Origin of the sequence: Treponema sp. UBA753 (assembly GCF_002297325.1) — a bacterium.
Lineage (GTDB): Bacteria > Spirochaetota > Spirochaetia > Treponematales > Treponemataceae > Treponema_D.
In genome coordinates this window covers 1-25,122 of record NZ_DBKJ01000030.1, presented here as the reverse complement: position 1 = coordinate 25,122, position 25,122 = coordinate 1, and the positions used below count along the sequence as shown (strand labels likewise).

Genomic DNA, 25,122 nt, shown 5'->3' with positions numbered 1-25,122 from the left:
TCCCTCACCATTTCCCTGCACGAGTCATAAATCACCTGACCGCACCCATCCGCAAAGAAATCCTCAATCACGCTTTTCCGCACTTCCTCGCCGCCAAGCCACACGGATTTTTCGCTCTCTGAAACCGGCGACAAAGTGCATATATATAGAAGAATTTGTTCAGTTTTGTCCGCTCTTAGCCGTTCAAGCACAAAAGAAAGCATTGCTTCATCCACGCCGTTCGGGAAAATCGTTATTTCCTTTTCAGCCCAAGAGCCGCCGGCTTCACTTATGAGAAAATCGTGCATTTCGTTTATTTTTTTCTGCGTGAATCCGTCAGGCGCACAGCCGCAGAGAATGGCGTGTTTTTTCAAAACAAAATCTCCAATACGTAGTAAAAATACGTAATAATATATTTTTAATTAGTATAAATCTTATTTTACGTATTTACAATACTTTATTTTAAAAATAATTGTACTTTTCCTAAGTGTATTTCTTGATTTAATAATGTGATACTTTTTTTATGGACTCGGATGAATTAAAGAACAGGCTTTCAGCAAACTTAAAGAAAATCAGAAAAGCCAAAAATCTTTCTCAATTTGAACTTGCAGAAAAAGCCGGACTTTCTGACCAGACAATAAATAGCATCGAAGGAAAACGCCTTTGGCCAAGTGATAAAACCATGATAAAAATTGCAAACGCCCTAGAAACCGATGCTTACCAGTTTTTAATTCCAGAAAATATAGAAAACAAACAAACTGACATAATCATCCCCGAACTGAAATCTGCATTAAAAAAGAATATTGATATTTTGATTGAAGAATTTTTCACGAAGCATTTTAATTGAAAAAAAAGAATCCATATCTTTCTTTGAAGTTTTATCTGTTGAACAAGTTTCTTCTATTCTAAATTTAATAAACGTTTTCAAAAATTAAAATAATTTAGTCCGTGGCACGGACATTAACACATCCGCATAGCGGACACGTACATATCCGTGGCACGGACGTAACCATATCCGCCATGCGGACTTGCACATATCCGTGGCACGGACGTAACCATATCCGCCATGCGGACTTGCACATATCCGCGGCACGGATTTTTAATAAAATGAATTCTTGCTCAAAAACCTTATTAGAACTTCCTTTGCTCAAAAATCCCTTGTGGACAAAGGCTCATTTTGTTATAATTGTAACATTATGGAAAATATTAAGAATTTAAATAGAAGACTTGTAACTTCAGCCCTTCCCTATGTAAACAATATTCCTCATCTTGGAAATTTAATACAAATGCTTTCCGCCGATGTTTTTGCAAGGTTTTGCAGAAGCCGTGGATACGAAACTCTTTATGTCTGCGGAACTGATGAATACGGAACTGCCACAGAAACACGCGCTGTTGAAGAAAAGAAAACTCCGCGCGAACTTTGCGACTACTATTACAAGCAGCATGACGAAATCTACAAATGGTTTGACATTGCATTTGACAAATTCGGGCGCACTTCAAATGAAGAATGCACAGAAATAACACAGGCAATGTTCAAGGATTTGGACAAAAACGGATTCATAAAAGAGCATACAAACAAGCAGCTTTTCTGCCCTTCATGCCAGATGTTCCTTGCGGACCGCTATGTTCATGGAGTCTGCCCTAAATGCGGATTCGAAGATGCAAGAGGCGACCAATGCGACAAATGCGGTTCGCTCTTAGACCCAGTTGAGCTAAAATCTCCAAGGTGCGCAACTTGCGGTTCTACTCCGGAAATAAGGGAAACCCGTCATCTTTATATAGACCTTCCTTCAATCAGCAAGAACCTTGACTCTTGGATGAACAAGACAAGCAAAGAAGGCAGATGGTCAGACAACGCAATCAACATAACAAAAGCCTGGATAAGAGACGGACTTAACGAACGCGCGATTACACGTGATTTAAAATGGGGAATTCCTGTTCCAAAGGCCGGATATGAGAACAAAGTTTTCTATGTCTGGTTCAACGCTCCAATCGGATATATTTCAATAACAAAGCAGCTTGCCGATGAGCTTATTGCAGCATCCAAGCCTTCATTTGACTGGAAAAGCTGGTGGCTTCCAGAAGAAAGTGAAGAAGCAAAAAACAAGCCGCCGGTTGACTTGTTCCAGTTCATTGGAAAAGACAACATTCCGTTCCACACAGTAATTTTCCCATGTTCGCAAATTGGAAGCGGACATAACTTTACAAAATTGTTCCACATGTCTTCAACTGAATACTTAAACTACGAGGATGGAAAATTTTCAAAAAGCCGTGGCGTAGGTGTGTTTGGAACAGACGCAAAGGAAAGCGGAATCAAGGCAGATGCATGGAGATTCTACATTTTCTACAACCGCCCGGAAAAACAGGACTATCAGTTCACTTGGAAAGAATTCCGCGAGCGTTACAACGGAGAGCTTATCGGAAATCTTGGAAACCTTGTAAACCGCACTCTTCTTTTTGTTCAGAAATATTATGATTCAAAAATTCCAGACGCTCCAGTTGATGAAGAACTTTGGGCGCAGGTAAAAGAGCATGAGGCAAAAGCAACGGAATATCTTGAGTGGGCAAACTTAAAAGACGCATTCCATGAAGTGTTTGCAATTTCAGACATCGGAAACAAAGCGTTCCAGGACACAGAGCCATGGAAAACAAGAGAAACAGATCCAGAGCGAGCTGCAAAACTCATTCACAATCTTTGCTACATGATAAAAGACCTTATGATTATGGCGCATCCTTATATGCCACAGTTCGCAGAAAAAATAATGTCTTACTTTGGAAAGAAAATCAGAGAGCCACGTTTCAATGATGAAAAAAAGCCGGAAGGCCTTGACTGGTCTGATCTTGGAAACACAGAAGGCTTAAGCGAAGTTTCACCGACGGAAGTTTTCTTTACCCCGCTCGATCAAAAGACAATGGAAGCGTTCAGGCAGAAATTTTCAGGAACACAAAAAGACCGCAACGCAAAGCCAGTTGAAAAAAAACAGAAAAAAGAAAAAAAGCAGATTGAAGTTCTTCCTTTTGAAAAACAGGCTGAATGGTTCAATGAAAAAATCGAGCTGAAAGTTGCAAAAATTACAAAGATTGAAAATAATCCTGAAAGCGACAAACTTTACATTGAAACTCTTGATGACGGAAGCGGAACAGAACGCATTATCCAAAGCGGACTGCGTGATTTTCTAAAGCCTGAAGAGCTTCTTGGAAAACATATAATTCTTGCTTCAAATCTTGCTCCAAGAAAAATGCGCGGAGTTGAAAGCAAAGGAATGTTGCTTGCCGCCGACTACAAAGATAAAGACGGAAAAGACTGCGTAGAACCTTTGGAAGCTCCTTGGGCAGAACCCGGAACAAAGGTTATTCTTGAATGCTCCTCAGAAAATTCCAAGCCGGAGCAAATTCAGGCGGAAGATTTTTTTGCAGTTGAAATAAAAGTTTTGGAAAACAAAGTGCAGATTGGCGGAAAATCTCTAACCGCAGCTGGAAAACAAATTTCAACTGTAAAAACAAAAAACGGAAACGTTCACTAAAAAGCTGGAAAAGGCAAAATGCGAAATCAGGAGCAACGTTTTTTACAAACTGAATTTTGGGCAGACTTTAAAGGCAGGCATGGCTGGAAAACATTTTTCTTTATCTTTGATGGAGATAATGTTTCTAAAGTTGAATCCTTTAAAGAATACAAGGAAAATGAAAAATGCCTTTCAGTTCTTGTGCGCTCGTTCAGTTTGAAAATTAAGAAATTCAGCATAGCGTATATTCCAATGTCTCCAGAATTTTCCAGCAATGAAGAAAACCTTAGCCAGAAATTTTCAAATGAACTTGAATCTATTTCAAAAAAAATATTTAAGTTTCTGCCAAAAGACACAATCTGCATAAGATTTGATCCTGCGATTGACTTTGAAAGTCTTGAAGAAAAAAATAATTTTGTCGCAAATGAAAAAAAATTTTTAAAGCAACGCAAGACAAAGAAAGAAAATTTCTGCATAGAAAAAACAGCCACAGATATACAGCCGCCAGATACAGTCTTGCTTTCGCTTTTGGAATCCGAAGAAAAAATTCTTTCTGAAATGAAAAGCAAATGGAGATACAACATAAGGCTTGCTGCGAAAAAAGGTGTTGAAGTAAAATCCTATTCCGCAAAAGACGCTGATTTTCCAAGCGCATTTGAAGAATTTTTTAAGCTTTTTATGCAGACAAGCGAACGAGATGGAGTTCAGTTTCATCAAAAAAATTATTATCTTGACTTGTTAAACTCAAGCGCAGAAACTCCAAATGCTCCAGTTGTAAAACTTTATCTTGCAAAGCATGGCTCAGACGTTCTTGCAGGAATAATCACTTTGTTCTGCCAAAGAGAAGCAGTTTATCTTTACGGCGCTTCGGGAAATATAAAGCGGAACTTTATGCCGGCGTATTTGCTTCAATGGAATGCAATCTGCGATGCAAAAAAATTCGGCTGCCCAGTCTATGATTTTTATGGATGTCCTCCAGAAGAAAATAAAAACCATCCAATGCACGGCTTGTTCCTTTTTAAAACTGGTTTCGGCGGAAAACTCATTCATAGGCCAGGAAGTTTTGATGTTGTTCTAAAGAAAAACTGGTACTCGTTCTATAAGACAGCAGAAAAACTGCGCGCCTGGTTCTACAAAAGTTTAAAGAAAAAACTTGCAGGAAGATGATAACTGAATACCGAATTTTATAGTTTAATGTCATTATCGGGCTTGACCCGATAATCCATTGAAATTTCACAACAGATTCCTGATCAGCACAAGAACGACTATTTTTTATTTTTTTAGAGGCATAACACTCAAGTTAATTGTCTTTTCTTTTTCCATTCCGGCAGAAAGATTTATATTCCAAAAAAGAGCAACTTTATAAGTAGAAGAAGTTACTTTTGGATCAAGACTGTCAACAGGACGCTTAAACATAAGCATTGCGCAGCTAAGCCCGGAATCTTCATTTGGCTCAATAACAAAAATGCGCTTGTCTGCTGAATCCTTTACTTGAATAATAGAAACGCCTTCAGCAGCATAAAAAGAATCCGGCAAAAGAAGACGAGACTCATTCAATACAGCTTCAGTAGAATACTGGCTTCCCATTTCAAATTTTTTGTCAAAGCGTGTCTGGGCAAAATTAAGCTCAACCACAAACACTGCGTTCAATTCAATCGGGCTTTCGTTTTTTAAAATATATTGAGCTGTGATTCCGCTTGAAGAAAAAATAAAATTCTTTCTAAGCTTTACAGGAAGTTTCATAGAAGAAAAAAGTCCATTTCCTTCAAGTTGAATTTCTTTTCGCTTGGATTCAAGTTTTTTTTCTGAAAACTGTGAATTGGAAAAAATGCATTTTTCAATTGTTTCTTCTGCCAAATACTTTTCAAACTTTTCAGGCTCAATCAAATGATCGGAAAAAAATCCACGGCTATAAAAATCTGTTCCCAAATCAAACTTTTCAATCCGGGAAAGGCTTGCGGCATAATTAGCACCGTTCTTTATAAAATTTAGCTCAGAAATTTGTCCGCCGTGCAAAGAAACAACCGCATTGTATTTTTCCATCTGGCAAATATATTCGTTGAGTCCGTCTCCGTTGCAGTCAAAAGAAGTAAGCGACTCTCTGAAATTTTTTGCAGCTTCGCGAATCAGACGTTCAGCTTCATTTAAAGAATAAAAAGCTTTTTGCCTTTTTTCAGCAGGAGAAGGAACGCCAAAAGACAGCGACAAATAATTTGTTCCGTCCTGCGCTTTCCAAAGCATTTCAGATGATGCGTTTTTTCTAACTTTGTCTCCGCCCTTGCACTGCGAAACCAGCATACTGATATAAACCATGCGCTCATAAAGTCTTTTGTTCTGTGAATACAAATTCAGGTAGTCGTGTATTGTAGGCGGAAATCCAGTTTTATTTTCTACCTGTTCAAACGGAATCAAGCTCCACTTGGAAATTTCGCTGTCCATTCCAGCAGGAATATAAGCCGGAGAAAAGCACTTTGATTTTTTCAAATACAAATATGGAGTTGTAAAAGAAACATCTTCTGCATTTTCAGAGAGAGAAGAAAAGCACTGCGATTTCATAAAAGAAGCGAACTGCTCAAATGAAAAACAAAGAGAAAGCACAGGTTCAAAAAACTGATCATCCGAAAAAGAAAATTGCTCTGGTTTAATTCTTGAAGCAAAAGTTTTAATTCTTGAAGTCCATTCTTCAAAAGATTCATTTTCAGATGGAATTAAGTTTTTATAAGACGGGAAAATTTTTATGCTTCTTCCCTGCTCGCTTGCAATCAGCGGACAGCACTTTAAATGCTTTTTTGGAACAAGAGAACTGTCCAAAAAAATATATTCCATTCCGCATGACTGAAAAGTTGAAACAAGGCAAGAATCCCAAATGCTTCCGAACAAAGTCATTCCGCACGGACGTTTTCCAATTGTTGAGCGGACAAGCGAATTCATTTTTTCAATCTGGCCGCTTCTGTCCATTGGCAAAAGCAAAGGAAAAATCGGAGAATAATATCCGCCGCCGATTATTTCAATCTGTCTTTTAGAGGTAAGCTCATGAAGAAGTTCTATTGATTCTGGATGCTTTTTTTCGTAATGTGCAAGCTGCGATCCTGAAAATCCAATAGTAAGAAAAAAATCTTTATGAGAATATAAAAATGAAAGCAACGGTTTAAAAACATTCTGATAGTTTTTTTCAAGCAAAACAGTTTCATCAGAACTTTCTAAATCAGCATTTAGAACAAGACAGAATTTACTCTTCATTAAAGCAGCTTACCTTTTGCAAAATATTGTATAGCACTTTTTCCAGAATTTAAAGCCTCTCTTATCCAAAGGCAAGATTTCTTTTTCAACAAGAAATTCTGAACATTCTGTTTTTTCAGAGAAAGGCGAATTGCACACCGCAATTTTTTTTGTTGCGACCGGAATCAACTTTATAATTTTATGCGGACAGGAATCAATGCATTTTCCGCAGCCGTTGCAAAGACTGCTTACAACTGCTGTTTTATTTTTTATGGACAATGCGCCGCGCGGACAAGATTTTATGCAGTCTCCAAATCCTGCGCAAATATATTTGCAATTGTATTCCGTGTCAAAAACTGAAAAGAATAAAGCGCAGTTTTTAGGACCATTATAATCAATTCTTTTTTCACCGCAATTTTTTTCAGACGAACATAGCACAACAGCCTTATTTTCTGTAGCGGCAGAAAACTCTTCAAAGTTAGATTTTTCTAAAAGTTCAGTTTCAGAAATCAAAGAATTTTCAAAAGGAATTTCCTGTTTTTTTAGTGAAGGAGACAAAATGTAAAAAATAAAAACACAAAAAAAGGAAATAACAATTATAAAAAGAAGTCCAAAAAGAATCGCCGCTACCATTTAAAAACTCCTTTATTCAGCCATGAAACATTCCAGCACAAAAGAATCAGCATGATAATCGCAATGCTCGCAAGAATAAAATTATTTCTTGAGCATTCAGTTCTGCCGCCATAAAGATCAAATTTCCGGCAAAGAGAATAAACAAAAGGTATAAAAATAAAAAATGAGAGCACACATATACAAGCTATAAAAACACATTCAGCAAGCGAAGAACTTTCTGTAATGGCAACAAAAATAAACAGAAGCGAAATAGAAAATTCAACTGCGCTGATTTTTGTCGTTATTCTGATAATTGCTTCTATAAAAACCGAAACAGGAATAAAAATCAAAAGAACAGCAAAAGGATAAAGCTCGGAAAGTTCAGCAGGAACTAAAAGCGAATTTACAAAAAGATAAGACAAGGCTGAAACAGAACTTGCAGTTATAAGCATTTTTATAGCCTTTAGCCAAAGCGGATTTTTATTTCCAGAAAGGTAAACTGCCCGCTCCATTCCAATTCCATAAACCAAGACTATAGACGCATAAGAAATATAATAGAAAAAAACTGAAAACATTTTAGTCCACCTGTGAAGTTTCTATGATTTCAAAAGCCGAAATTATTTTGAAAAACAATGCGTTAAATAAAAGCAAAAGGACAACTGCTCCGGGAATTGAAGCTAAAAATGAAAAAGGCAAAATTTTATTTTCCGCACTGAAAATTTGAATTTCAAAAATTCCGTTCGCTGAAGGAAAAGAAATTGTTCCGTATCCAAAGACATCTCTTATAAAGAAAAACACAAGCGCAAAAGCACAAAAGAAACTGCACTTTACAAGAACATTTTTTAGCTCAAAAAGGACTGGCAAGCTAGAAGGAGAATACAAGTTTCCAAGAATAAAGGAAGTAAAAGCCGGCATAAAAAATACAATTCCTAAAACAAATGCAGTCAAAGGAGAAAAAATTATCACAAGCTGACGGACAAGTATACAGAGCGAAACTAACATAATTGTTACAATTACATTGTGAAGTTCTGCATTAAAAAATTTTACAGCAAACTTTTTAAAAAGAATTCCGCACACAGACATAAGATAAAGCAGAAAAATCATAATCAGTCCGTAGGCAAATCTTCCAGGGACAGGAAGAAGAAGCGCAAATGAAAGAGGTATATAAATATAAAGTTCGTTTTTTTTCATTTTAACCTTCCAAAAAAGCAGTCAAATTCAACTGGAAAATTTTGTATTTATAATCGCTGGTATTTTATTTTTCCAGTATTCAATTTGAGAATTTTCTGAATTCTCTTTTATATGAAAATTTGTTTTTCCTGCAATATGCGAAAAACCAATAAACTCTGCGCCGTTTTTATTTGAATAAATGTAAACAGCAGGAACTGGTCCGTACAAAGTCGGAACCCGAACAATTAATGCATACATTTCATTTTCAGCATTTCCAGAAAACGCTTCATACACAGAAACTGAAACTGTAAGCACAGTTTTAATCTTTACCCAATTTCCAAGCTGAATGTTTTCAATGCCGTTGTCTTTTAAAACTTTCGCTGTTTCTTTTTTTAGCCCGTTCTTCCAGGAATTTCTTCCAAGTAAAGTAAACAAAACAAGAATTGCAAAAAATCCAGCAAGGATTCCGCAGAAAATTCCGCACTTTATAAGAAGCGTTTTATAAAAAAGTTTTTTTTCGTTATCTACAGTTTCAATTTCATCTTCAAGCATTTTAAACCTCGCTGATTTCCTTTATGCGCGGAATAAGTTTTTTGGAAACATTTTCATACAGATTTTTGTCTTCAAAAAACTGAATTACAGGAGAAAGCAAATTTATTACAAGAATCAAAAAAACATAGCCTGCAGAAGAAGTTCCGCTTCCAATTATAAGAAAGCCAATAAGTCCTGCAAAAAAACCATAAAGAATTTTTCCCCACAAAGTCATTGGCAAAGTTCCGTACCATTGCAAAAGATAAAGCGTGCAAAACAAAGTTCCGCTTGTAAGAAGAGCAAGAAGAATGTCGCCTTGGAACGGAATTCCGCCTATAAAAAACGGAAGCAAAAATCTTACCAAAAATGAATAGACAAAAAGAAAAACAGCGGGAACAACGTAATCCACCATATCAAATGAAACCAATATAATTGAAGAAACTAAAGTTATAAAGTTGAATCTAAAAGCCGGAATCACAGAACCATTGTCCCAGAACAAGCTCACATATCCATCTGGAATTGAAATTCCAAAAAACTTAAAAATATAGCTATTCAAAAAATCTGTGATAGAAGAATCCAGTTCAAGCAAAGGAACTGTTCCATTTTGAATCAGAGAAAGAGCCGCATTTCTTGCCTGAAGGTCTTGCGCAGAAACAGAGAACGGAGGAAACGCAGAAGGATTTAGAAAATACAAAGTGACAATGCAAAGCGCGACTAAATTAGCCCAAGACGAAGCAAAGTTTCCGAACACAAATTTTCCAAGAAGCAAAGTAAAAAACACAACGGCAAAAACCGCATAGACTGGATAAACAGAAGGAATCAAAAGTCCTGCAATCAAGCCTTGTATAACAGAAATTCTCCAAGTATGTTTTTCAGTCCGCTTAGAAAAGTAAAAGGCAGCTTCCGCGCAAACCGACGCCAGCAAAGCAAATAAAAGCACAACAAGAGAGGCAAAGCTTTTTGAAAGTGCCAGCATAGCGACTTGCACAAGAAGAAGCGCAATCATCACAAATGAAATTGTTCCAAGTGAATAAGATGCGCTTGCAAACGGATTTAAAGTTATTTTTGAACAATGTTTTTTTAATTCTGTATTTGTCATTTTTTTTCCTTATAGCAAAGCTATTGTCTGGCTTAAAGGCAGGCGCGAAGGACAAACGCTGTTGCAGACAGAGCAATGGGAGCAGAGCAAACTTGTAGCGCACAGTTCTTTTGGAAGATGATAGTTTTCTGCCAAATGCTTGTAAAGCAAATCAGGTGAAAGTCCTTCCGGGCAAACATTTCTGCATTTTCCGCATCTTATGCAGTTTTTTTCATCCTGAACACAAAGCTCCGTAGCCGGAACAAATTCCAAAGACTTTATAGATTTAGTAATTGGAATATCCAAAGTTGAAGCCGCCATTCCTGTAATCATTCCGTTTATAACAATCTTTGAAGGAGGAATTTTAAATCCGCCGCATTGCTCAACAAGGCTTTTTATGGAAGCTCCAATTCTCGCCTTGAACATTCCAACGGATTTCAAACAGCTTCCGTACACATGAACATAGCGCTCAATAACAGGAATTCCTTTTACAACAGCTTCAAAAACTGAAAATGCAGTTTCAGGATCTAAGAAAAGGCACTTGCTGTTTACTTTTGAAAATTCTGAATTCTTGGAAGACTTGCGGATTGTTCTAATCAAATTCTGCATAAAACCGCAAGGATATTTTTCAGTTTCAGCATTTGCACATAAAAAAGGAATATTGCCAAAAAGCTCTGAAGAAATTTCAATATCAGATTTCTTAGGCAAAACAAAAACAATTCCTTTCGCGCTAAAAGCCTTGCAGCAAATCAATGCTCCTTGAACAACTTCCAAAGTAAATTTATTTGCAATAAAACTGTCTGTAAACCGGCTTGGATCTTCGTCAAACATTCTTACAATTACAAATCGTTCTTTTACAAGATTTCCGCGGTTTATCTGGGTGCAAAGAGATTCAGTTTTTTTGCTGAATGTATTCACAACCCCCTTTACTTTAAATTCTTCAAGCAAAGTTTCTGCATTCAAAAAATTATAATCGGCAGAAGGAAGTTTTTTTCCAAGATACGAAAATGCGCCGTCTGTAGAAATTTCCGCCGCAGTTCCCAAAGTTCCATCAGGAAGCGTGCATCTAAAAATAGAAAGTATTTTTCCCGGAACAGAAGAATGAATATTAGCCCCGTCCGCAAAATTTTTTGGAGAAGCAATTATCTGTCCTTCTCTCACAATGTCGCCCGGCTGAAATCCGCAGGAATACTCCGCCTCGCTCGACTGCCTGAATGGAATTACAACTTTCCGAGGCAAAAAAGCTCTTACAGAATCCTGAAACATCGGATGTCCAGGCAAAACAAAATTATTCACAGTCTTCATTTATCTTTTTTCCCAAAGCCGCCTGCAAAAAAATACAGACAGCAATCATTTAAAAAAATCAGTTCACAAACTTCTGCGCCTGTTTGATTTTACTACATACAAAAGCAAAAGGAAAACCGGCACAAAAAGACATGACAAAATTAAACCCGCGCTGAATCCATCAGGCCGTCTGGAAATATTTTCCTTTGAGCTGTAAGCAACGCTTGTATTCTCTCCTTGTTTTATCATCAGTTTTTCAATCGCATTGTAGCCAAGAGATTCAACTTTTTTATCAATGCGGTTTTTAAAATCTGAATTGAATTTCATAACAATTGAATCCGCCTGAAAAATTCTGCCATCTTTTTCTTCAAACCGCGGAACAGAAACAACACTTCCCTCTTGCACTTTTTCAAAACCGGAATTTTTATTTAAGTTTTTATACGGAAACGACTCCACATTCCAAGCCCAGCAATAAAAATCCTTAAGCGAAGGAATTGAACTTTCTGATGAAGTTTCAACAGGAACAGGAAGCGAAACATTTTTTCCAGAAGCAAAACTGAAGTTGGAAGCGAAAATAAAACAAAAAAGCAAAACAAGCAATGGCGCAAGGCAAAGAAGCGTATGAAAAGCCGTCGCAGGATACATAAGCGGAAGCTGAGGAGCAGAAAAAATTTTTGCAACTTTAAAAGAATTTCTTGAATCCATAAATGACTCAAAAGTTCCCAAAAGAAAAAGAGATGAGCAAGAAGAAAGTCCGCATAAAATCATAAGAAAGCCTTCCTGCACTCCAGAAAGCAAAGAAATAAAAAATGAAACTGCAAGCGGAACTATAAAATACGGATTTTTCTTAAGCACGGAAAAAGCTTTTTTTCTTCCCCAAATCCTCTGAGATAAATAGCATGAAAGCATATACAAAACAGCAGCCGCCGCAATAGGATAAAACGGCTTGGAAAAAGACAAAAGCAAGCTAAAGCAAGCCGATAAAAAAAATGGAACTTTGTTTTTAGACAAATACAAAAAAGTAAAAAAAACTATAATGCAAACAACTGGAACTGCAAACGGATACTGCTGAATTCCGTCTATTCCAGCCTGAAGCCCGGTTTCACTCGAAAGATTTTCAAGAGCCTTTACAATCTGCTGACCTGAGCCATTCGGAATATAATAAAGCAAAAAAGATTTTGAGTAGTCAAAAAAATATCCAAGCCGGCTTGTCAAATACTCATTGTAAGAATCTGGAAGAACCGGGGTAAAATCTGAAACTAATGGAATCTGCTGCCGGTCAAGACTTATTATATTCTGGCAGCCTGCATTTTCAAGGCATGAAAGAACCTTTTCTTCTGAAATAGATTTGTCAGCGTAAACAACTTTATAGCTGTCCCAAATTCTAAAAACCGGAATGCTCCTAAAGGCAAAGAGAAAAATAAAAGCGGAACAAACCGCCGCAATGGAAAACGAAATTTTTACTTTGTTAGGCTTCATTTTAAACACTGAACGCAAGTCCGATAAAAAAGCCAAGCAGAGAACCGATAATAACTTCCGCCGGAGTATGCCCCTGGACTTCCTTTATTGGTTTTACTTCTTCAATTATATTTTTTGCAGCAAGAAGACGCCCTATTTTATTAAGCATTGCAGCCTGAAGCCCATTTGCACGGCGCACACCAACAGCATCGCGGATTGTAACCAAATAAAAACCAAGCGAAAGAATAAAAACATCGCTGTTAACACCGGAACGGAATCCAATTGTAGTGCAAAGCGTAGCTACAAGCGCAGAATGACTAGACGGCATACTTCCTGTACGCCACAAAAGGAGTTCAAACAATTCCTTTAAACTATGAACTTTTCCAGAGAAAAGCTTTATGAGAGTTTTTACAAGTTGAGCAGACAGCCAGCTGAACAAGCACGCCAAGAAAGCAGGCTGAGAAAAAAACAAATGGAGCTGTTCCTTTAAATTCATGTGCAGAATTATAGCATATAAGCATAAATTATTCTATAATAGACACATGGAATTTATAGAATTTGAAGCAAAGGAGGATGATGAAGGAAGACGCCTAGACAAAGCTGTAAAACGCATATTTGAATCTAAAGGAATTCAGCCCGAAAATATTTTCAAGCTTATAAGAAAAACATTGATAAAGATAAACAATGCAAAGTCAGTTCCAGAAGACAGAATCAAAAGCGGAGATAAAATTTCCATAGCAGACTTTTTGTTAAACAGAAGCGCAACTATCAAAAATGCACAGCCAAAAATTCATGCCAATATTTCAGTTCAAACGGCATTCAAAAACGAGCACCTCTGGATAATAAATAAGCAAAGCGGAATTGAAGTTCAGCCTTCAAAAAATTCAAATTTCTGCCTCGCTGATTTCGTTGCGCATAACACAAAAACCTCTTCCCTTTCATTCAGGCCTGGACCGCTCCACAGAATTGACAAATTTACAACGGGACTTGTCGCATTTTCACAGAGCCTTCATGGCGCAAAATGGTTTTCTGAAAACATAAAAAATCACAGCATAAAAAAAACTTACCTTGCAATAGTTGAAAATTTTCTTCCAGAAAATGAATTTACGATTGACGATATGATTGCGGGAAAAAATGCCTGCACAAAAGTAAAAAAAATCGCGCAAGGAATTTTCTGCGGAAAAGAAATTTCGCTTGCAAAAATCCAGATAGAAACCGGAAGAAAACATCAGATTCGAATTCACTGCGCAAGCCAAGGTTTTCCACTTTTGGGAGACAAACCTTACGGAGGATCAAAAATTCCAAACGGAGAATTTTCTAGCTGCGAATTTTTTCTTCACGCCTTGAAACTGGAATTTCCAAAAGACAATCCGCTTTTGCTTCCAAGTGAAATTCAGGCAGAGCTTCCTCCTTTATTTAAAAAATTTATAGAAAATTTCTTGAAAATTCCTACTGCTGAATTTATAATTTAATATATGAATTTTATTTCAAAAATGCTGCATACAGGTCTTACAGTTTTCGCGCTGGTCGGTGAAAGCGGAACAGGAAAAAGTTTCCGCGCAAAGCTTCTTGCTCAAAAGTACGGAATCGAGGCAATTATTGACGACGGACTTCTTATAAAGGACGATAAAATTCTTGCGGGAAAAACTGCCAAGCACGAAAAAACATACATGGGAGCTGTAAGAATCGCGCTTTTTGATGACAAGCAGCACCGTGATGATGTTGCAAAAGCGCTTCAAAAAAACAAAATCAAAAAACTTCTCATAATCGGAACAAGCGAAAAAATGGCTGGAAAAATCGCTACAAGGCTTCAGATTCCGCTGCCATCAAAAATAATAAAAATCGAAGACATTGCGAACCGCGAGGAAATTGAAAAGGCAATCCGCTCAAGGCAAATCGAAGGCAAGCACGTAATTCCTGTTCCGGCTATTGAAGTAAAAAAAAGCTACTCGCAAATTTTCCATGACTCGCTCCGGGACATTGCAAATAAAAGCAAGCTGAAATTTTTAAAGAAAGAAACTTCTGTAATGGAAAAATCAATTGTAACTCCAGAGTTCAGCAAAAAAGGCAGAATTGAAATTTCAGAAGCCGCGCTTAGCCAGATGGCAATGCATTGCATAAATGAATTCTCGCAGGAAATCAGGATAAAAAAACTTTCAATAAAAACAGACAGCCGCGGATATAGGCTTATAATCACAATCGATGTTCCGTTCGGCCGCCAGCTCACAGGAGAAATTCACAGCCTTCAGCAGTACATAATCGAAAACATCGAAAAGTACACAGGAATTTTAATTGAAGAAGTCAGCATAATAATAGACAAAATAACGGTAAACAAATAAGCCACTTGCGTTTTGATGAATGATTTTCGGGTAATTGACTTCAAAACATTTGAACATTAAAATAGTCGCACTGTGTTAGTTAGATATTCTACAGATGAAAAAGGAAATCCTGTAAAAAAAGCCGTTGTTTATACAAAAGACGAGCATTGCATAAAACGGGAATCAATAGATTCAGACGCTATTTTTATTATTGACTGCTTAAAGAAAAACGGTTTTGACTCTTATATTGTCGGAGGAGCTGTAAGAGATCTTATTGGGGGAAGAACGCCAAAGGATTTTGACATTGTAACAGACGCAACTCCAAGCCGCATAAAAAAAATCTTCAGGAATTCCCGCATTATCGGAAAAAGATTCAGGCTTGTGCATATTTTCTTTGGAACAAAAATTTTTGAAGTAAGCACATTCCGCTCAATTGTAGATGGTTCAATCGGAAATGCGTTCGGCTCTATGGACGAAGATGTGTTGCGCCGGGATTTCACACTGAATGCACTGTACTACGATCCTCTAAAGCAGCAGGTTATTGACTATGTAGGCGGAGTTGAAGACATAAAAAAAGGAATTGTAAGACCTGTAATTCCAATCGACAGAATTTTTATAGAAGATCCCGTAAGAATGCTAAGAGCTGTAAAATACGGAGCAACAACAGGCTGCAAACTTCCTCACAAGCTAAAAAAGAAAATCAGAACCTCTGCCCCGCTTTTGTCGCCAGTTTCACCTTCAAGGCTCACAGAAGAGTTTTTAAAAATAATAAACGGCGGACATTCATTTGAAATTATAAATGCGGCTTTGGAAACTGATTTGTATGAATATCTTCAGCCAGCTGCTTCAAATCTAATTCTTGAAAATAAAAAGTTCGCAAAGTCATATCTTGAAAATTTAAAAAAACTCGATGAGTTCGTAAAGCAAAATCATGACTCAAGGCTTGGCGAGCGGCTTTACTTTCTTTTGAAGGATTTTGTTGAGCAGCTCACTGACTGGAAGCTCGAAGCCCAAAGTGAATATTCAGCATCGGAAATTTACAAAAGAACCTGGGCAATCTGCAGAAACTTTGTGCTTCCTATAAATCCACAGAGAACAGAACTTGATTTTGCAGTGCGGAAACTTTTGCAGGACGCTGGAATTCAGGTAAAAACAAAACGCGCAAAAAGGACCAGAAGACTTCACATTCAGCAGGATGCAGAGCTAGAAAACTAGCTTTGTAAAAAATGCAGAATGTCATCCATAATTTCCTCACGGTTTGTTTCGTTAAAAAGTTCATGGCGCGCATCTTCATAAAGATGAATTGAAATATTTTTCATGCCGGATTTTTTATAGCAGTTAAAAAGTTTTTTTACAGTCTTTCCGTAAGAGCCAACAGGATCAGCAGTTCCTGCAACAAGAAAAACTGGCAAATTTTGGGGGATTTTCAAAATATTGCTCTTTTTGTGAATCTGGCGCAAACCTGAATATATATCACACAAAAATCCATTTGTAGCGTCAAAACCGCAAAACTCATCTTTTATATAAAGGTCAACTTCATCTTTGTCTCTTGAAAGCCAGTCAAATTCAGTGCGGTGATTTTTTATTTTTGAATTTGAAAGACCGAATGTCAAAACATTCATAAAACGGCTTTGCTTTTTTGCACCCTCAAAAAATTTTATAATTCCGCCAATAAAATTTGCAAAGGCAACTGTCAAAGGTCTAGGACCGGCAGTTCCGCAAAGAACAGCTTTGTCAATTTCATTTCCATATTTTTCAATTACATTCTGGGCAATAAACGAGCCGAAGCTATGCCCCAAAAGGAAAATTTTTTTTCCAGGAAAAAGTTTTTTTGCATACAAAATTTCTTCATGAATATCTTCTGTTACCCGGTTGAATCCGTCTTTATCAGAAAGAAAACCAAGCATTCCAGTTCCGCTAGCCTGAGCTTTTAAACCAGTCTTTCCGTGTCCCCTATGATCTTCTGCAATCAGCGCAATTTTATTTTTTGCAAGAAATTCCGCAAAACGAGCATAACGTGCAGCGTGCTCAGCCATTCCGTGGCTCAAAACCACAACAGCTTCAGTTTCCGCCGGAATCCAATGATAAACAAAATTCACATTTCCATCAGACATAGAAAGTTCTTTTACTTCAAAATCCATATTTGCCTCAGGTTTTAAAATACAAAAATAAATCCTGCCGTTTTGCAGCAGGATAACTAGAATAGCTAAAACTAAATTTTCATGTTCATGGCTTCGCGGACTTCGTCCAAAGTTTTTATGGCAATCGCGCGTGCTTTTTCTACGCCGTCAAGAAGAACCTGTCTTATATAGTCAGGATTTTTTTCAAGTTCGGCTCGTTTTTGTCTTAATGGACGAAGTTCTTCATTCAAGGCTTCAGCAAGAACTTTTTTAAGCTCACCGCTTCCCTTTTCTCCAATCCGCTCAGCAATGGCAGCAGGCTCTTCTTTTGTGCAAAGCGAAATCAGCATAAGAAGATTTGCAACTTCCGGGCGGCTTTCAGGATCATAAGTTATAACGCGCTCTGAATCAGTTTTCGCTTTCTTTATAAGAGAGGCGGTTTCGTCTTCGGTGCTGCAAAGAAATATCGCGTTTCCACGGCTCTTGCTCATTTTTTGGCTTCCATCCAAACCAAGAATGCTCGGTGTTTTTGAAAGCAATGCTTGCGGCAAAGGGAAAACTGGCTCTCTGTTCTTGCAAAATTTCCTGTTAAAAGCCTTTGCAATGTTCCGTGTAAGTTCAATGTGCGGAAGTTGGTCTTTTCCAACTGGAACAACATTTCCCTTGCAGAAAAGAATATCGCAAGCCTGATGAATCGGATATGTGTACATTCCGGCGTTAACATTTGTAAGTCCCGCGCTTGCAATTTCTTCTTTTACAGTCGGATTTCTTGAAAGTTCTGCATTGCTCACCAAAGTCATAAACGGAAGCATAAGCTGATTGCATTCCGGAATATAACTGTGCGGATAAATTATAACATTTTCACCAGGCTCAATTCCGGCAGCAAGATAGTCGATTACAAGCTGTTTTGTGTTCTGGCTGATTTTATCAAACGCATCATGATCGGTAAGAACCTGATAGTCGGCAATAAGAATCATTGTAGGCACACCAAGTTTTGCAAGGCGCACTCTGTTTTGCAAAGAGCCAAAGTAATGTCCAATGTGAAGATTTCCAGTCGGTCGGTCGCCAGTAAGAACCCTGTATTTCTGCGGATTCACTTGAATATCTGCTTCTATCTGCTTTGAGCGTTCCACTGACGCCAAAAAAGTCTTGTTGCTGTCAAATTCTTCGTCTGCCATTTGATTCCTCAAGTTAAAAAAAGTGAAGTTTAGATTATCATATTGCGTGCCGTTTAGCAATTAGAGCCAGTTCAAGAGAAAAATTCAGTTGACCGGCTCTAAGAATTTATTGTCTTATTCCGCAGCCACGTTCCAAGGCTTCTTTATAAACTTGAACATATTTTTCAGCAGCTTCATCCCAGCCAAATGTTTTTTTCATTCCTGCCTGCTGCATTTTTTTGATATGATCTTTTTTGTTGTAATACGCCCAAACAGCCCAGCCAACAGTATCATAAATAGCACGAGGAGTAAGCTGCTCAAATACAAATCCAGTGCCATCACCTGTCTGCTGATTGTAGTTATCAACAGTATCTGCAAGTCCGCCTGTTTTTCTTACGATTGGCAAAGTTCCATAAAGCATTGAATAAATCTGGTTCAAGCCGCATGGCTCATATTTTGAAGGCATAAGGAAGAAATCGCTTCCGGCTTCAATAAGATGGCTCAAAGCATCGTCATATCCAATGTAGGCTCTAAGGTTCGGAAGTTTTGACTGCAAGGCGCAAATCTCGTTTTCGCACCAGCTTTCTCCGCTGCCAAGAATTGCAAACTGAACTTTCATGTCCGTGCAAATTTGGTAAATTGAGCCGTAAGTCGGAGCAAAAATTTCAGCAATGCCTTTTTGATCTACAAGGCGCGTAACAATTCCAATAACAGGAATATCAGGATTTACCTCCAGCCCCATTTTTTTCTGAAGTTCTTCCTTGCACTTTGCTTTTCCAGCCATGTTTTTTGCTGAATAAATCGCAGGTATTTTCTTATCGATTTCTGGATTCCACTGACGCAAATCCGCACCGTTCAAGATTCCCTTAATTACATCAGCCCTTGCGCGCAAAAGGCCGTCCATTCCGAATCCGCCTTCTGCAGTTTGAATTTCATGCGCATAAGTCGGCGAAACAGTCGTTATCATGTCGGAAGACGAAACTCCCGCTTGCAAGAAATTTATTCCGCCGTCATGCTCAAAGCCTGCGCCATAATAAAGCCCCCAGTCAATTCCAAGAGCTGGAAATGAATTTTTTGAATACTGACCTTGGTAGCCTTGGTTGTGAATTGTAAGAACACTCGCAGTTTTTTCAAATCCGCAGTAACGGCAAACATGCTTTAAAAGAACTGGAGCAAGGCAGGTTGACCAGTCGTGGCAATGAATTATGTCAGGAAACCAGCCAAGTTTTCGGCAAAGCTGAAACGCTCCGTGGCAAAGAACAGCAAATCTATAAGGATTGTCATGGAAGTCAGTTTCAGAAGGCACACCGTAAACTCCGTCTCTTCCAAAGCACTGCTCATGGTCAATAAAATAGACTGGAAGTTTTTCGCAGCCCGGCATTGTTGTTGTGTAAACAGCCGACCAGGTTTCTACAGTTCCAGCAGCGATTGCCATAGGACCTTCAAGTTTTACAAGCTTGCTTCTGTCGATTTTATAGTAGCGCGGCATAACAATTTTTACATCATGCCCCATTTTTGTAAGCTGAATGGCAAGCGCGCTCACCATGTCTGCAAGTCCGCCTGTCTTTGCAAAAGGAACTGTTTCTGCTGTAACCATTAAAATTTTCATTTTTCTTCCTCCAAGTCTTTCATTGCCTTTACAAAAGCTTTTCTTGAATTTTCAATTGATTTTTCGCTCACACAGTACGCAAGCCGAATCCACCCTTTTCCGCCGAATCCGCTTCCAGGAGCAGAAAGAATATTGTATTTCTTTAAGTAATCGCAAAAAGCCATATCGTCCGCGCCAAAAACCTCAGGAGCCTTGCACCACATATAAAACGCGCCCTCAGGAATAATATGCTCAACACCAGATTCGTCCAGCACATTCATAAGCATATCGCGGCGTTTTTTGTAAAGAGAATAGTCAACCTTTACATTCCAAGTTTTAGCAACAACACGCTGAAAAAAAGCTGGCGCATTTACATAGCCTAAAATTCTTGTTGTAAAAATACAAGCGGCTACAACTTCATCTTTGTCCGGGCAGGCGGGATTTACACAAATGTAGCCTATTCTTTCACCCGGAAGGCTTAAATTTTTTGCAAACGAAGTTACAATAATTGCGCTGTCATAAACCGGAAAAACAGGAGCAACAGAGTTTCCGTCGTAAACAATCGCACGGTAAGGCTCATCGCACACAAGATACGGTTTTCTTCCGCACTTTTTTGCATGAAGTTCCAAAAGTTCAGCAAGTTTCTTTATTTCTTCTGTTGAATAAATGCGTCCTGTTGGATTGTTCGGACTGTTTATAAGAACAGCGGATGTTTTTTCTGTTAACGCAGCGGCAATCGCATCCACGTCAAGTGAAAAATCAGGCTTTGTAGGAACTTCAATTAAACTTCCACCGTAATTATGAACATAATGCCTGTATTCTGTAAAAAAAGGAGATGGAACTATAACATTGTCGCCTTCTGAAAGAATCGCCTTAAAAAGACTATTTAAAGCTCCAGCCGCGCCAACAGACATTACAACACAGCTAAAATCAATTGGAACACCTTGCTCTTCTTCTGTTTTTTTCGCCATCGCCTCTCTTGCAAACTGATAACCTGGATTAGGCATATATCCGTGGAAATTTTTTTCACGATTTTTTGCAAGCTCTTCTATGCACTTAAAAATTTCTTCCGGCGGATTTAAGTCCGGATTTCCTATGCTAAAGTCAAAGACATTGTCTTCTCCGTATTTTTTCTTAAGTTCAAGTCCTTCCTCAAACATTTTTCTGATTACGCCAGCAGTTTTGCTAGACATTGTTTCTTTTATATAAGGAGAAATTGGCATTTATATGCACTCCTATAAAAAGTTTTAAACGCAAATTTTGAGTAGAGAAAAACAGATGCTATTTCGGTAGATTTTCTCTTACACTCCTAAATTAAAACTTGTTTATTTTTTTATTGGAAAATTATATCACACAAATATGGATTTAACAAATTTTATTGTTTTATTATTTTTAGTTCATCCGTGCGGAACATTCATTAAGAAAAAATCAAAAAAATGCTAAATTTTAAATTAAAGATATTGACACAAAACGTGCTATAGTATATAGTCTTTTCATCAGCTTGATTAATTGCAAGTTGATGATTTGCTGCTTTAGCTCAGTTGGTAGAGCACGTGATTTGTAATCTCGGGGTCGTGGGTCCAAGTCCTACAAGCAGCTTGAGTCGGGGAGTTTCCCGAGTGGTCAAAGGGGGCAGACTGTAAATCTGTTGGTTTTCCTTCGTAGGTTCGAATCCTTCACTCCCCAAGCAGGCACTAAGTTTTCTTAGTGTCTTTTTTTATTTTAAATCCTAACACACAAATATTTTCTTCCACAAAAAATCAGAATCAAATCATAAAAAAACGCACCCTTGAAGCTAAACAGCCCCAAAGGTGCAAAATTGGAGGAAAGTTATTTGGACAAGATTTTTTAAATTTCTACAATTATTTCCGCTTAAGATATTTTATGCTGTCAAGCGCAACAGCTGCAATAATTATAAATCCTTTAAATACAAACTGAAGGTTTGTGTCAATTCCAAGGAATGTAAGGCAGTAAGTAAGACTGGTGAATATTATAACACCAAGAACTGCGCCACCGATTTTTCCGATTCCACCGTTAAACGAAATTCCGCCTACAACACATGCCGCAATAGCATCAAGCTCATAGCCCTGCCCTGTTCCAGCACTTGCGTTGGCCTTGAAAGCTTCAAAGAACGCGCCGAATCCGTAGAAAATTCCTGCCATAATAAATACGCCCAAAGTTACCTTGAACACGCTTATTCCGCTTACACTTGCAGCTTCTGCGTTTCCACCTACAGCATACATATTTTTTCCGAACGTTGTCTTGTTCCAGATAAACCAAGCGACAACAATCGCTATGGCGGCAGGAATAATTAGCTTAGGGAATGTAACAAGCTCACCGTTTATAACACCAAGAACCCATCTTCCGCCGAAAACGTCCTTTATTCCGCTGTCAATTGAGCCTACTGGAGTTCCGCTTGTTCCAAAGAACAAAAGTCCGTAGATTATAAGCTGAGTCGCAAGAGTTGAAATAAACGGATGAATCTTGAGCCTTGCTGAAAAAACACCTGCAAACGCGCTGAAAAGCACACAAAGGAACACAGAAGAAAACAACGCCATAATTACGCGGACAGCCATAGGAATCGCAGTAAAATCCCAAGGTCCCATGCCAAAGAAAGTAACAATATTCTGTCCCGGATGAAGAACAAGTCCTGTAACAACCGCTCCAAGAGCAACCATTCGGCCTACGCTCAAATCTGTTCCAGCAAGAAGAATAAGCCCCGCAACTCCAAGCGCATAGAACATACGGGTTGAAGACTGCTCAAGGATTGTAAAAATATTCGGAAGAGAAAGAAGGTTTCCGCTTCCAGAAATAGGAGCCAGAATAATGCAGACTATAAAGAACACAAGAATTGCAAGGTAAAGTCCGTTGTCAAGGAAAAATTTTGAAAGCTTGAACTTGTAAATATAGTCATTCAAGTTAAGCACAAAGTCTTCTGAAAACTTATTTTTTCCGTTGCGCAGGCTTCTGTTTTTTTGAACATGATTTACAAATGCCTGATTTTTTGCGTCCTTGCATCTTCCAACTGCTGAAGACAAGCGGCTTTTTGCATCGAACAAAGCTGATTTTGTTTCATATTTCAGAGTCGCAATTTCTTCTTTTAAAGCAGCGGAATCCATTCCAGAAGATTTCAGTTTGTTTTCTTTTTCAGCGGATTCAGATTTTATCTTTAATACTTCCTGCGCAAAATCCTGCTTATGTTTTGCAATGGATTCATTTTCCGCCTGAACAACCTGAGCGATATATTCCTTTGAAATCGTGTTTGCGTAGGCTACGGCTTCTTTTTCAACACGGATTTCTTCAGTCTTGTTTTTTGCAGCGACTACCTTTGCCTTTTCAATTTCATCTTTTTTTTCTGAAATCAGACGCTGTTTTTCAACAGGATCAATCATCTTGCTTTTCTTAAGCGAGAAAATTTCCTGCTTTAGGTCGGCAATTTTGTTTACTCCGTCTTTCCGAAGATTATGCAAAGTTTCGGAATATCCGCGGAGTTTTTCGTCTTCATCCAAAGATTTTATTTCTGCAACAGATGCATTTTCGTTCATTTGCTTGCTCCTAGTAATCATAAGTATTTTGCAGAAAGTCTAAGCAAGGCTTCCTGATCCGTTTCTTTTGTATTTACAATTCCTGCAAGGCGGTGGTTAGACATAACGGCGATTCTGTTTGTAATGCCCAAGATTTCAGGCATTTCGCTTGAAACAACAATTATTGTCTTTCCTTCTTTCGCCATGTTTATAATCAGCTGGTAAATTTCATACTTTGCGCCAACGTCAATTCCGCGCGTAGGCTCGTCAAGCAAAAACACCTGCGGCTGACGTTCAAGCCATTTTCCGATTATAACTTTCTGCTGGTTTCCGCCGCTAAGAGAACTTATAAGCTCGTCAGCTGAAACGCATTTTGTATGCATGGTTTTTATTTCGCGGTTGGCAGCCTCCTGCATCTTGCGGTTTGAAAGCACACCGAACGTCTTGTAGCTGTCAAGGTTCGTAATCGTTGTGTTGAACTGGATTGTATCTTTTCCGAACATTCCGTTCAGCTTGCGTTCCTCGGTAACCAGCGCAAAACTATAGTCCATCGCATTCTTGCTGTTTTTAAAGTGAAGTTTTTTTCCATTCATTATAATTTCGCCGGAAGCGATTGTCCTGATTCCGAACAAAGATTCCAAAAGCTCGCTGCGTCCAGCTCCAACAAGTCCGTACAAACCAAAAATTTCGCCTTTTTTTACCGTAAACGAAATATCTTCAAGAACCGGCTCATACTTTGTAGTAAGTCCGCGGACCTCAAGGAAATCTTCGCCGGGAGCATTGTCCACATCCGGGAAACGCTTATCCAAAGAGCGTCCAACCATAGCAGAGATAAGCTCGTTCATGTCTGTTGACTTAACAGGCTTTGAAAGAATCATTTTTCCGTCACGAAGAACAGCGACTTCGTTGCAAATCTGGAAAATTTCATCCATTTTGTGCGAAATATAAACAAACGAAACTCCCTTGTTTCTAAGGTCATCTACTATAGAAAAAAGCTTGCTAACCTCGCGCTCCGTAAGTGAGGATGTAGGCTCGTCAAGAACTATTATTTTTGCGTCATAAGAAACCGCCTTTGCAATTTCCACCATCTGCCTTTGGGAAACAGACATTGTGCGCATAATGGTCTTTGGATTCACATTCATGCTAAGTGAAGCAAAAAGGCTGTTCGCTTCCTTGAGCATCTTAGCTTCATCAACAATTCCAGCCCTTGTAGGATAACGGCCAAGAAACAGATTGTCTGTAACTGTACGGTCAAGGCACTGGTTAAGTTCCTGATGAACCATGGCGACTCCATTCTCAAGAGCTTCTTTAGGATTTTTAAAGTTTACGGGCTTTCCCAAAAGCGAAATTGAGCCTTCATCCTTTGCATAAATACCAAAAAGGCATTTCATCATAGTGGACTTTCCTGCTCCATTTTCGCCCATAAGCCCCAAAACAGTGCCTTTTTTTACAGTAAGATTTATACCGTCAAGGACCTTGTTCTTTGCAAATGACTTTGAAAGATTTTTTATTTCCAGAACTATATCGTCCATAACGCTCCTCATTTGTCTGCTTAAAAAACGGGGATGTCCCAAAAGTATC

21 protein-coding genes, 2 tRNA genes and 1 pseudogene are annotated in these 25,122 nt (G+C 38.3%); 8 read left to right on the top strand and 16 right to left on the bottom strand.

Going from position 1 to position 25,122, the window contains the following annotated elements:
- A partial coding sequence (locus tag B4C08_RS02200) for a hypothetical protein (protein WP_296662413.1) occupies nucleotides 1-353 on the bottom strand: 353 nt, incomplete at its 3' end.
- A gap of 149 nt (nucleotides 354-502) precedes the next feature.
- Here B4C08_RS02200 and B4C08_RS02195 point away from each other — a divergent pair.
- The 3 genes from B4C08_RS02195 to B4C08_RS02185 all read left to right on the top strand — a co-directional run bounded on the left by B4C08_RS02195 (nucleotide 503) and on the right by B4C08_RS02185 (nucleotide 4,649).
- Nucleotides 503-826: a helix-turn-helix domain-containing protein gene (locus B4C08_RS02195; RefSeq protein ID WP_295800590.1), complete on the top strand. Its 324-nt coding sequence runs from the start codon at nucleotides 503-505 to the stop codon at nucleotides 824-826.
- Between the two features lie 349 nt (nucleotides 827-1,175).
- A complete protein-coding gene (gene metG, locus B4C08_RS02190; RefSeq protein WP_296662411.1) occupies nucleotides 1,176-3,503 on the top strand; it encodes a methionine--tRNA ligase in 2,328 nt (775 codons plus the stop codon).
- 18 nt (nucleotides 3,504-3,521) lie between these two features.
- Nucleotides 3,522-4,649: a lipid II:glycine glycyltransferase FemX gene (locus B4C08_RS02185; RefSeq protein WP_296662409.1), complete on the top strand. Its 1,128-nt coding sequence runs from the start codon at nucleotides 3,522-3,524 to the stop codon at nucleotides 4,647-4,649.
- 105 nt (nucleotides 4,650-4,754) lie between these two features.
- Here the strand turns inward: B4C08_RS02185 and B4C08_RS02180 are convergent, their stop codons facing one another.
- The 9 genes and pseudogenes from B4C08_RS02180 to B4C08_RS02140 all read right to left on the bottom strand — a co-directional run bounded on the left by B4C08_RS02180 (nucleotide 4,755) and on the right by B4C08_RS02140 (nucleotide 13,330).
- Entirely contained in the window at nucleotides 4,755-6,722 is a 1,968-nt protein-coding gene (locus tag B4C08_RS02180) for an alpha-amylase/4-alpha-glucanotransferase domain-containing protein (protein ID WP_296662408.1), read from the bottom strand.
- A gap of 198 nt (nucleotides 6,723-6,920) precedes the next feature.
- Nucleotides 6,921-7,334, bottom strand: a pseudogene (locus B4C08_RS02175) (hypothetical protein); the annotation flags it as partial.
- Nucleotides 7,328-7,888, bottom strand: a complete 561-nt coding sequence (locus B4C08_RS02170; RefSeq protein WP_296662404.1) for a hypothetical protein — start codon at nucleotides 7,886-7,888, stop codon at nucleotides 7,328-7,330. The gene B4C08_RS02170 and the pseudogene B4C08_RS02175, both read right to left, overlap by 7 nt.
- A 1-nt stretch (nucleotide 7,889) precedes the next feature.
- Nucleotides 7,890-8,504: a hypothetical protein gene (locus tag B4C08_RS02165; RefSeq protein ID WP_296662402.1), complete on the bottom strand. Its 615-nt coding sequence runs from the start codon at nucleotides 8,502-8,504 to the stop codon at nucleotides 7,890-7,892.
- A 27-nt stretch (nucleotides 8,505-8,531) separates the two neighbouring features.
- Nucleotides 8,532-9,035, bottom strand: coding sequence for a hypothetical protein (locus B4C08_RS02160; RefSeq protein WP_296662400.1), 504 nt, complete (start codon nucleotides 9,033-9,035; stop codon nucleotides 8,532-8,534).
- A gap of 1 nt (nucleotide 9,036) precedes the next feature.
- On the bottom strand, nucleotides 9,037-10,113 hold the full coding sequence (locus B4C08_RS02155; RefSeq protein ID WP_296662399.1) for an RnfABCDGE type electron transport complex subunit D: 1,077 nt from the start codon (nucleotides 10,111-10,113) through the stop codon (nucleotides 9,037-9,039).
- Nucleotides 10,114-10,122: 9 nt separating this feature from the next.
- Complete coding sequence (locus B4C08_RS02150) at nucleotides 10,123-11,397, bottom strand: hypothetical protein (RefSeq protein WP_296662397.1); 1,275 nt, start codon at nucleotides 11,395-11,397, stop codon at nucleotides 10,123-10,125.
- Between the two features lie 63 nt (nucleotides 11,398-11,460).
- Entirely contained in the window at nucleotides 11,461-12,855 is a 1,395-nt protein-coding gene (locus B4C08_RS02145; RefSeq protein WP_296662395.1) for a hypothetical protein, read from the bottom strand.
- Between the two features lies 1 nt (nucleotide 12,856).
- Complete coding sequence (locus B4C08_RS02140) at nucleotides 12,857-13,330, bottom strand: divergent PAP2 family protein (protein ID WP_276749859.1); 474 nt, start codon at nucleotides 13,328-13,330, stop codon at nucleotides 12,857-12,859.
- A 46-nt stretch (nucleotides 13,331-13,376) separates the two neighbouring features.
- Here B4C08_RS02140 and B4C08_RS02135 point away from each other — a divergent pair, with 46 nt between their 5' ends.
- The 3 genes from B4C08_RS02135 (at nucleotide 13,377) to pcnB (ending at nucleotide 16,367) form a co-directional block, all read left to right on the top strand.
- Complete coding sequence (locus B4C08_RS02135) at nucleotides 13,377-14,306, top strand: RluA family pseudouridine synthase (protein ID WP_296662393.1); 930 nt, start codon at nucleotides 13,377-13,379, stop codon at nucleotides 14,304-14,306.
- Between the two features lie 3 nt (nucleotides 14,307-14,309).
- On the top strand, nucleotides 14,310-15,173 hold the full coding sequence (locus tag B4C08_RS02130; RefSeq protein WP_295799420.1) for a hypothetical protein: 864 nt from the start codon (nucleotides 14,310-14,312) through the stop codon (nucleotides 15,171-15,173).
- Nucleotides 15,174-15,245: 72 nt separating this feature from the next.
- Nucleotides 15,246-16,367, top strand: a complete 1,122-nt coding sequence (gene pcnB / locus B4C08_RS02125; RefSeq protein ID WP_296662391.1) for a polynucleotide adenylyltransferase PcnB — start codon at nucleotides 15,246-15,248, stop codon at nucleotides 16,365-16,367.
- Here pcnB and B4C08_RS02120 read toward each other — a convergent pair.
- The 4 genes from B4C08_RS02120 to B4C08_RS02105 all read right to left on the bottom strand — a co-directional run bounded on the left by B4C08_RS02120 (nucleotide 16,364) and on the right by B4C08_RS02105 (nucleotide 21,240).
- Complete coding sequence (locus B4C08_RS02120; RefSeq protein WP_296662389.1) at nucleotides 16,364-17,293, bottom strand: alpha/beta fold hydrolase; 930 nt, start codon at nucleotides 17,291-17,293, stop codon at nucleotides 16,364-16,366. The two genes, pcnB and B4C08_RS02120, sit on opposite strands and share 4 nt — an antisense overlap.
- Nucleotides 17,294-17,364: 71 nt before the next feature.
- A complete protein-coding gene (gene trpS, locus B4C08_RS02115; RefSeq protein WP_296662387.1) occupies nucleotides 17,365-18,450 on the bottom strand; it encodes a tryptophan--tRNA ligase in 1,086 nt (361 codons plus the stop codon).
- 106 nt (nucleotides 18,451-18,556) lie between these two features.
- Nucleotides 18,557-20,038, bottom strand: a complete 1,482-nt coding sequence (locus B4C08_RS02110; protein WP_296662385.1) for a glycogen synthase — start codon at nucleotides 20,036-20,038, stop codon at nucleotides 18,557-18,559.
- Nucleotides 20,035-21,240 carry a pyridoxal phosphate-dependent aminotransferase gene (locus B4C08_RS02105; protein ID WP_296662383.1) on the bottom strand — a complete coding sequence of 402 codons (1,206 nt, stop codon included), beginning with the start codon at nucleotides 21,238-21,240 and terminating at the stop codon, nucleotides 20,035-20,037. The genes B4C08_RS02110 and B4C08_RS02105 overlap by 4 nt, the downstream gene beginning before the upstream one ends.
- 303 nt (nucleotides 21,241-21,543) lie before the next feature.
- On the opposite strand from B4C08_RS02105, the gene B4C08_RS02100 reads away from it, so the two are divergent.
- Together B4C08_RS02100 and B4C08_RS02095 are read left to right on the top strand one after the other, a co-directional pair.
- Nucleotides 21,544-21,616 (top strand) — tRNA-Thr (locus tag B4C08_RS02100).
- 6 nt (nucleotides 21,617-21,622) lie between these two features.
- A tRNA-Tyr gene (locus tag B4C08_RS02095) sits at nucleotides 21,623-21,703 on the top strand.
- A 176-nt stretch (nucleotides 21,704-21,879) separates the two neighbouring features.
- On the opposite strand, the gene B4C08_RS02090 is transcribed toward B4C08_RS02095, so the two are convergent.
- Nucleotides 21,880-23,562 (bottom strand): ABC transporter permease subunit, encoded by a 1,683-nt coding sequence (locus tag B4C08_RS02090; protein WP_296662381.1) that lies wholly within the window; start codon nucleotides 23,560-23,562, stop codon nucleotides 21,880-21,882.
- Nucleotides 23,563-23,579: 17 nt separating this feature from the next.
- A complete protein-coding gene (locus tag B4C08_RS02085; protein ID WP_296662379.1) occupies nucleotides 23,580-25,073 on the bottom strand; it encodes a sugar ABC transporter ATP-binding protein in 1,494 nt (497 codons plus the stop codon).
- Nucleotides 25,074-25,122: the final 49 nt, after the last annotated feature.

What these genes read in the sequence shown, in the direction of transcription:
- B4C08_RS02180 (WP_296662408.1), bottom strand. Translation starts at nt 6,722, where the DNA reads ATGAAGAGTAAATTCTGTCTTGTTCTAAATGCTGATTTAGAAAGTTCT.
- B4C08_RS02185 (WP_296662409.1), top strand. Translation starts at nt 3,522, where the DNA reads ATGCGAAATCAGGAGCAACGTTTTTTACAAACTGAATTTTGGGCAGAC.
- trpS (WP_296662387.1), bottom strand. Translation starts at nt 18,450, where the DNA reads ATGGCAGACGAAGAATTTGACAGCAACAAGACTTTTTTGGCGTCAGTG.
- B4C08_RS02135 (WP_296662393.1), top strand. Translation starts at nt 13,377, where the DNA reads ATGGAATTTATAGAATTTGAAGCAAAGGAGGATGATGAAGGAAGACGC.
- B4C08_RS02120 (WP_296662389.1), bottom strand. Translation starts at nt 17,293, where the DNA reads ATGGATTTTGAAGTAAAAGAACTTTCTATGTCTGATGGAAATGTGAAT.
- B4C08_RS02140 (WP_276749859.1), bottom strand. Translation starts at nt 13,330, where the DNA reads ATGAATTTAAAGGAACAGCTCCATTTGTTTTTTTCTCAGCCTGCTTTC.
- B4C08_RS02160 (WP_296662400.1), bottom strand. Translation starts at nt 9,035, where the DNA reads ATGCTTGAAGATGAAATTGAAACTGTAGATAACGAAAAAAAACTTTTT.
- B4C08_RS02150 (WP_296662397.1), bottom strand. Translation starts at nt 11,397, where the DNA reads ATGAAGACTGTGAATAATTTTGTTTTGCCTGGACATCCGATGTTTCAG.
- metG (WP_296662411.1), top strand. Translation starts at nt 1,176, where the DNA reads ATGGAAAATATTAAGAATTTAAATAGAAGACTTGTAACTTCAGCCCTT.
- B4C08_RS02145 (WP_296662395.1), bottom strand. Translation starts at nt 12,855, where the DNA reads ATGAAGCCTAACAAAGTAAAAATTTCGTTTTCCATTGCGGCGGTTTGT.
- B4C08_RS02165 (WP_296662402.1), bottom strand. Translation starts at nt 8,504, where the DNA reads ATGAAAAAAAACGAACTTTATATTTATATACCTCTTTCATTTGCGCTT.
- B4C08_RS02110 (WP_296662385.1), bottom strand. Translation starts at nt 20,038, where the DNA reads ATGAAAATTTTAATGGTTACAGCAGAAACAGTTCCTTTTGCAAAGACA.
- B4C08_RS02155 (WP_296662399.1), bottom strand. Translation starts at nt 10,113, where the DNA reads ATGACAAATACAGAATTAAAAAAACATTGTTCAAAAATAACTTTAAAT.
- B4C08_RS02130 (WP_295799420.1), top strand. Translation starts at nt 14,310, where the DNA reads ATGAATTTTATTTCAAAAATGCTGCATACAGGTCTTACAGTTTTCGCG.
- B4C08_RS02105 (WP_296662383.1), bottom strand. Translation starts at nt 21,240, where the DNA reads ATGCCAATTTCTCCTTATATAAAAGAAACAATGTCTAGCAAAACTGCT.
- B4C08_RS02195 (WP_295800590.1), top strand. Translation starts at nt 503, where the DNA reads ATGGACTCGGATGAATTAAAGAACAGGCTTTCAGCAAACTTAAAGAAA.
- B4C08_RS02085 (WP_296662379.1), bottom strand. Translation starts at nt 25,073, where the DNA reads ATGGACGATATAGTTCTGGAAATAAAAAATCTTTCAAAGTCATTTGCA.
- B4C08_RS02090 (WP_296662381.1), bottom strand. Translation starts at nt 23,562, where the DNA reads ATGAACGAAAATGCATCTGTTGCAGAAATAAAATCTTTGGATGAAGAC.
- B4C08_RS02170 (WP_296662404.1), bottom strand. Translation starts at nt 7,888, where the DNA reads ATGTTTTCAGTTTTTTTCTATTATATTTCTTATGCGTCTATAGTCTTG.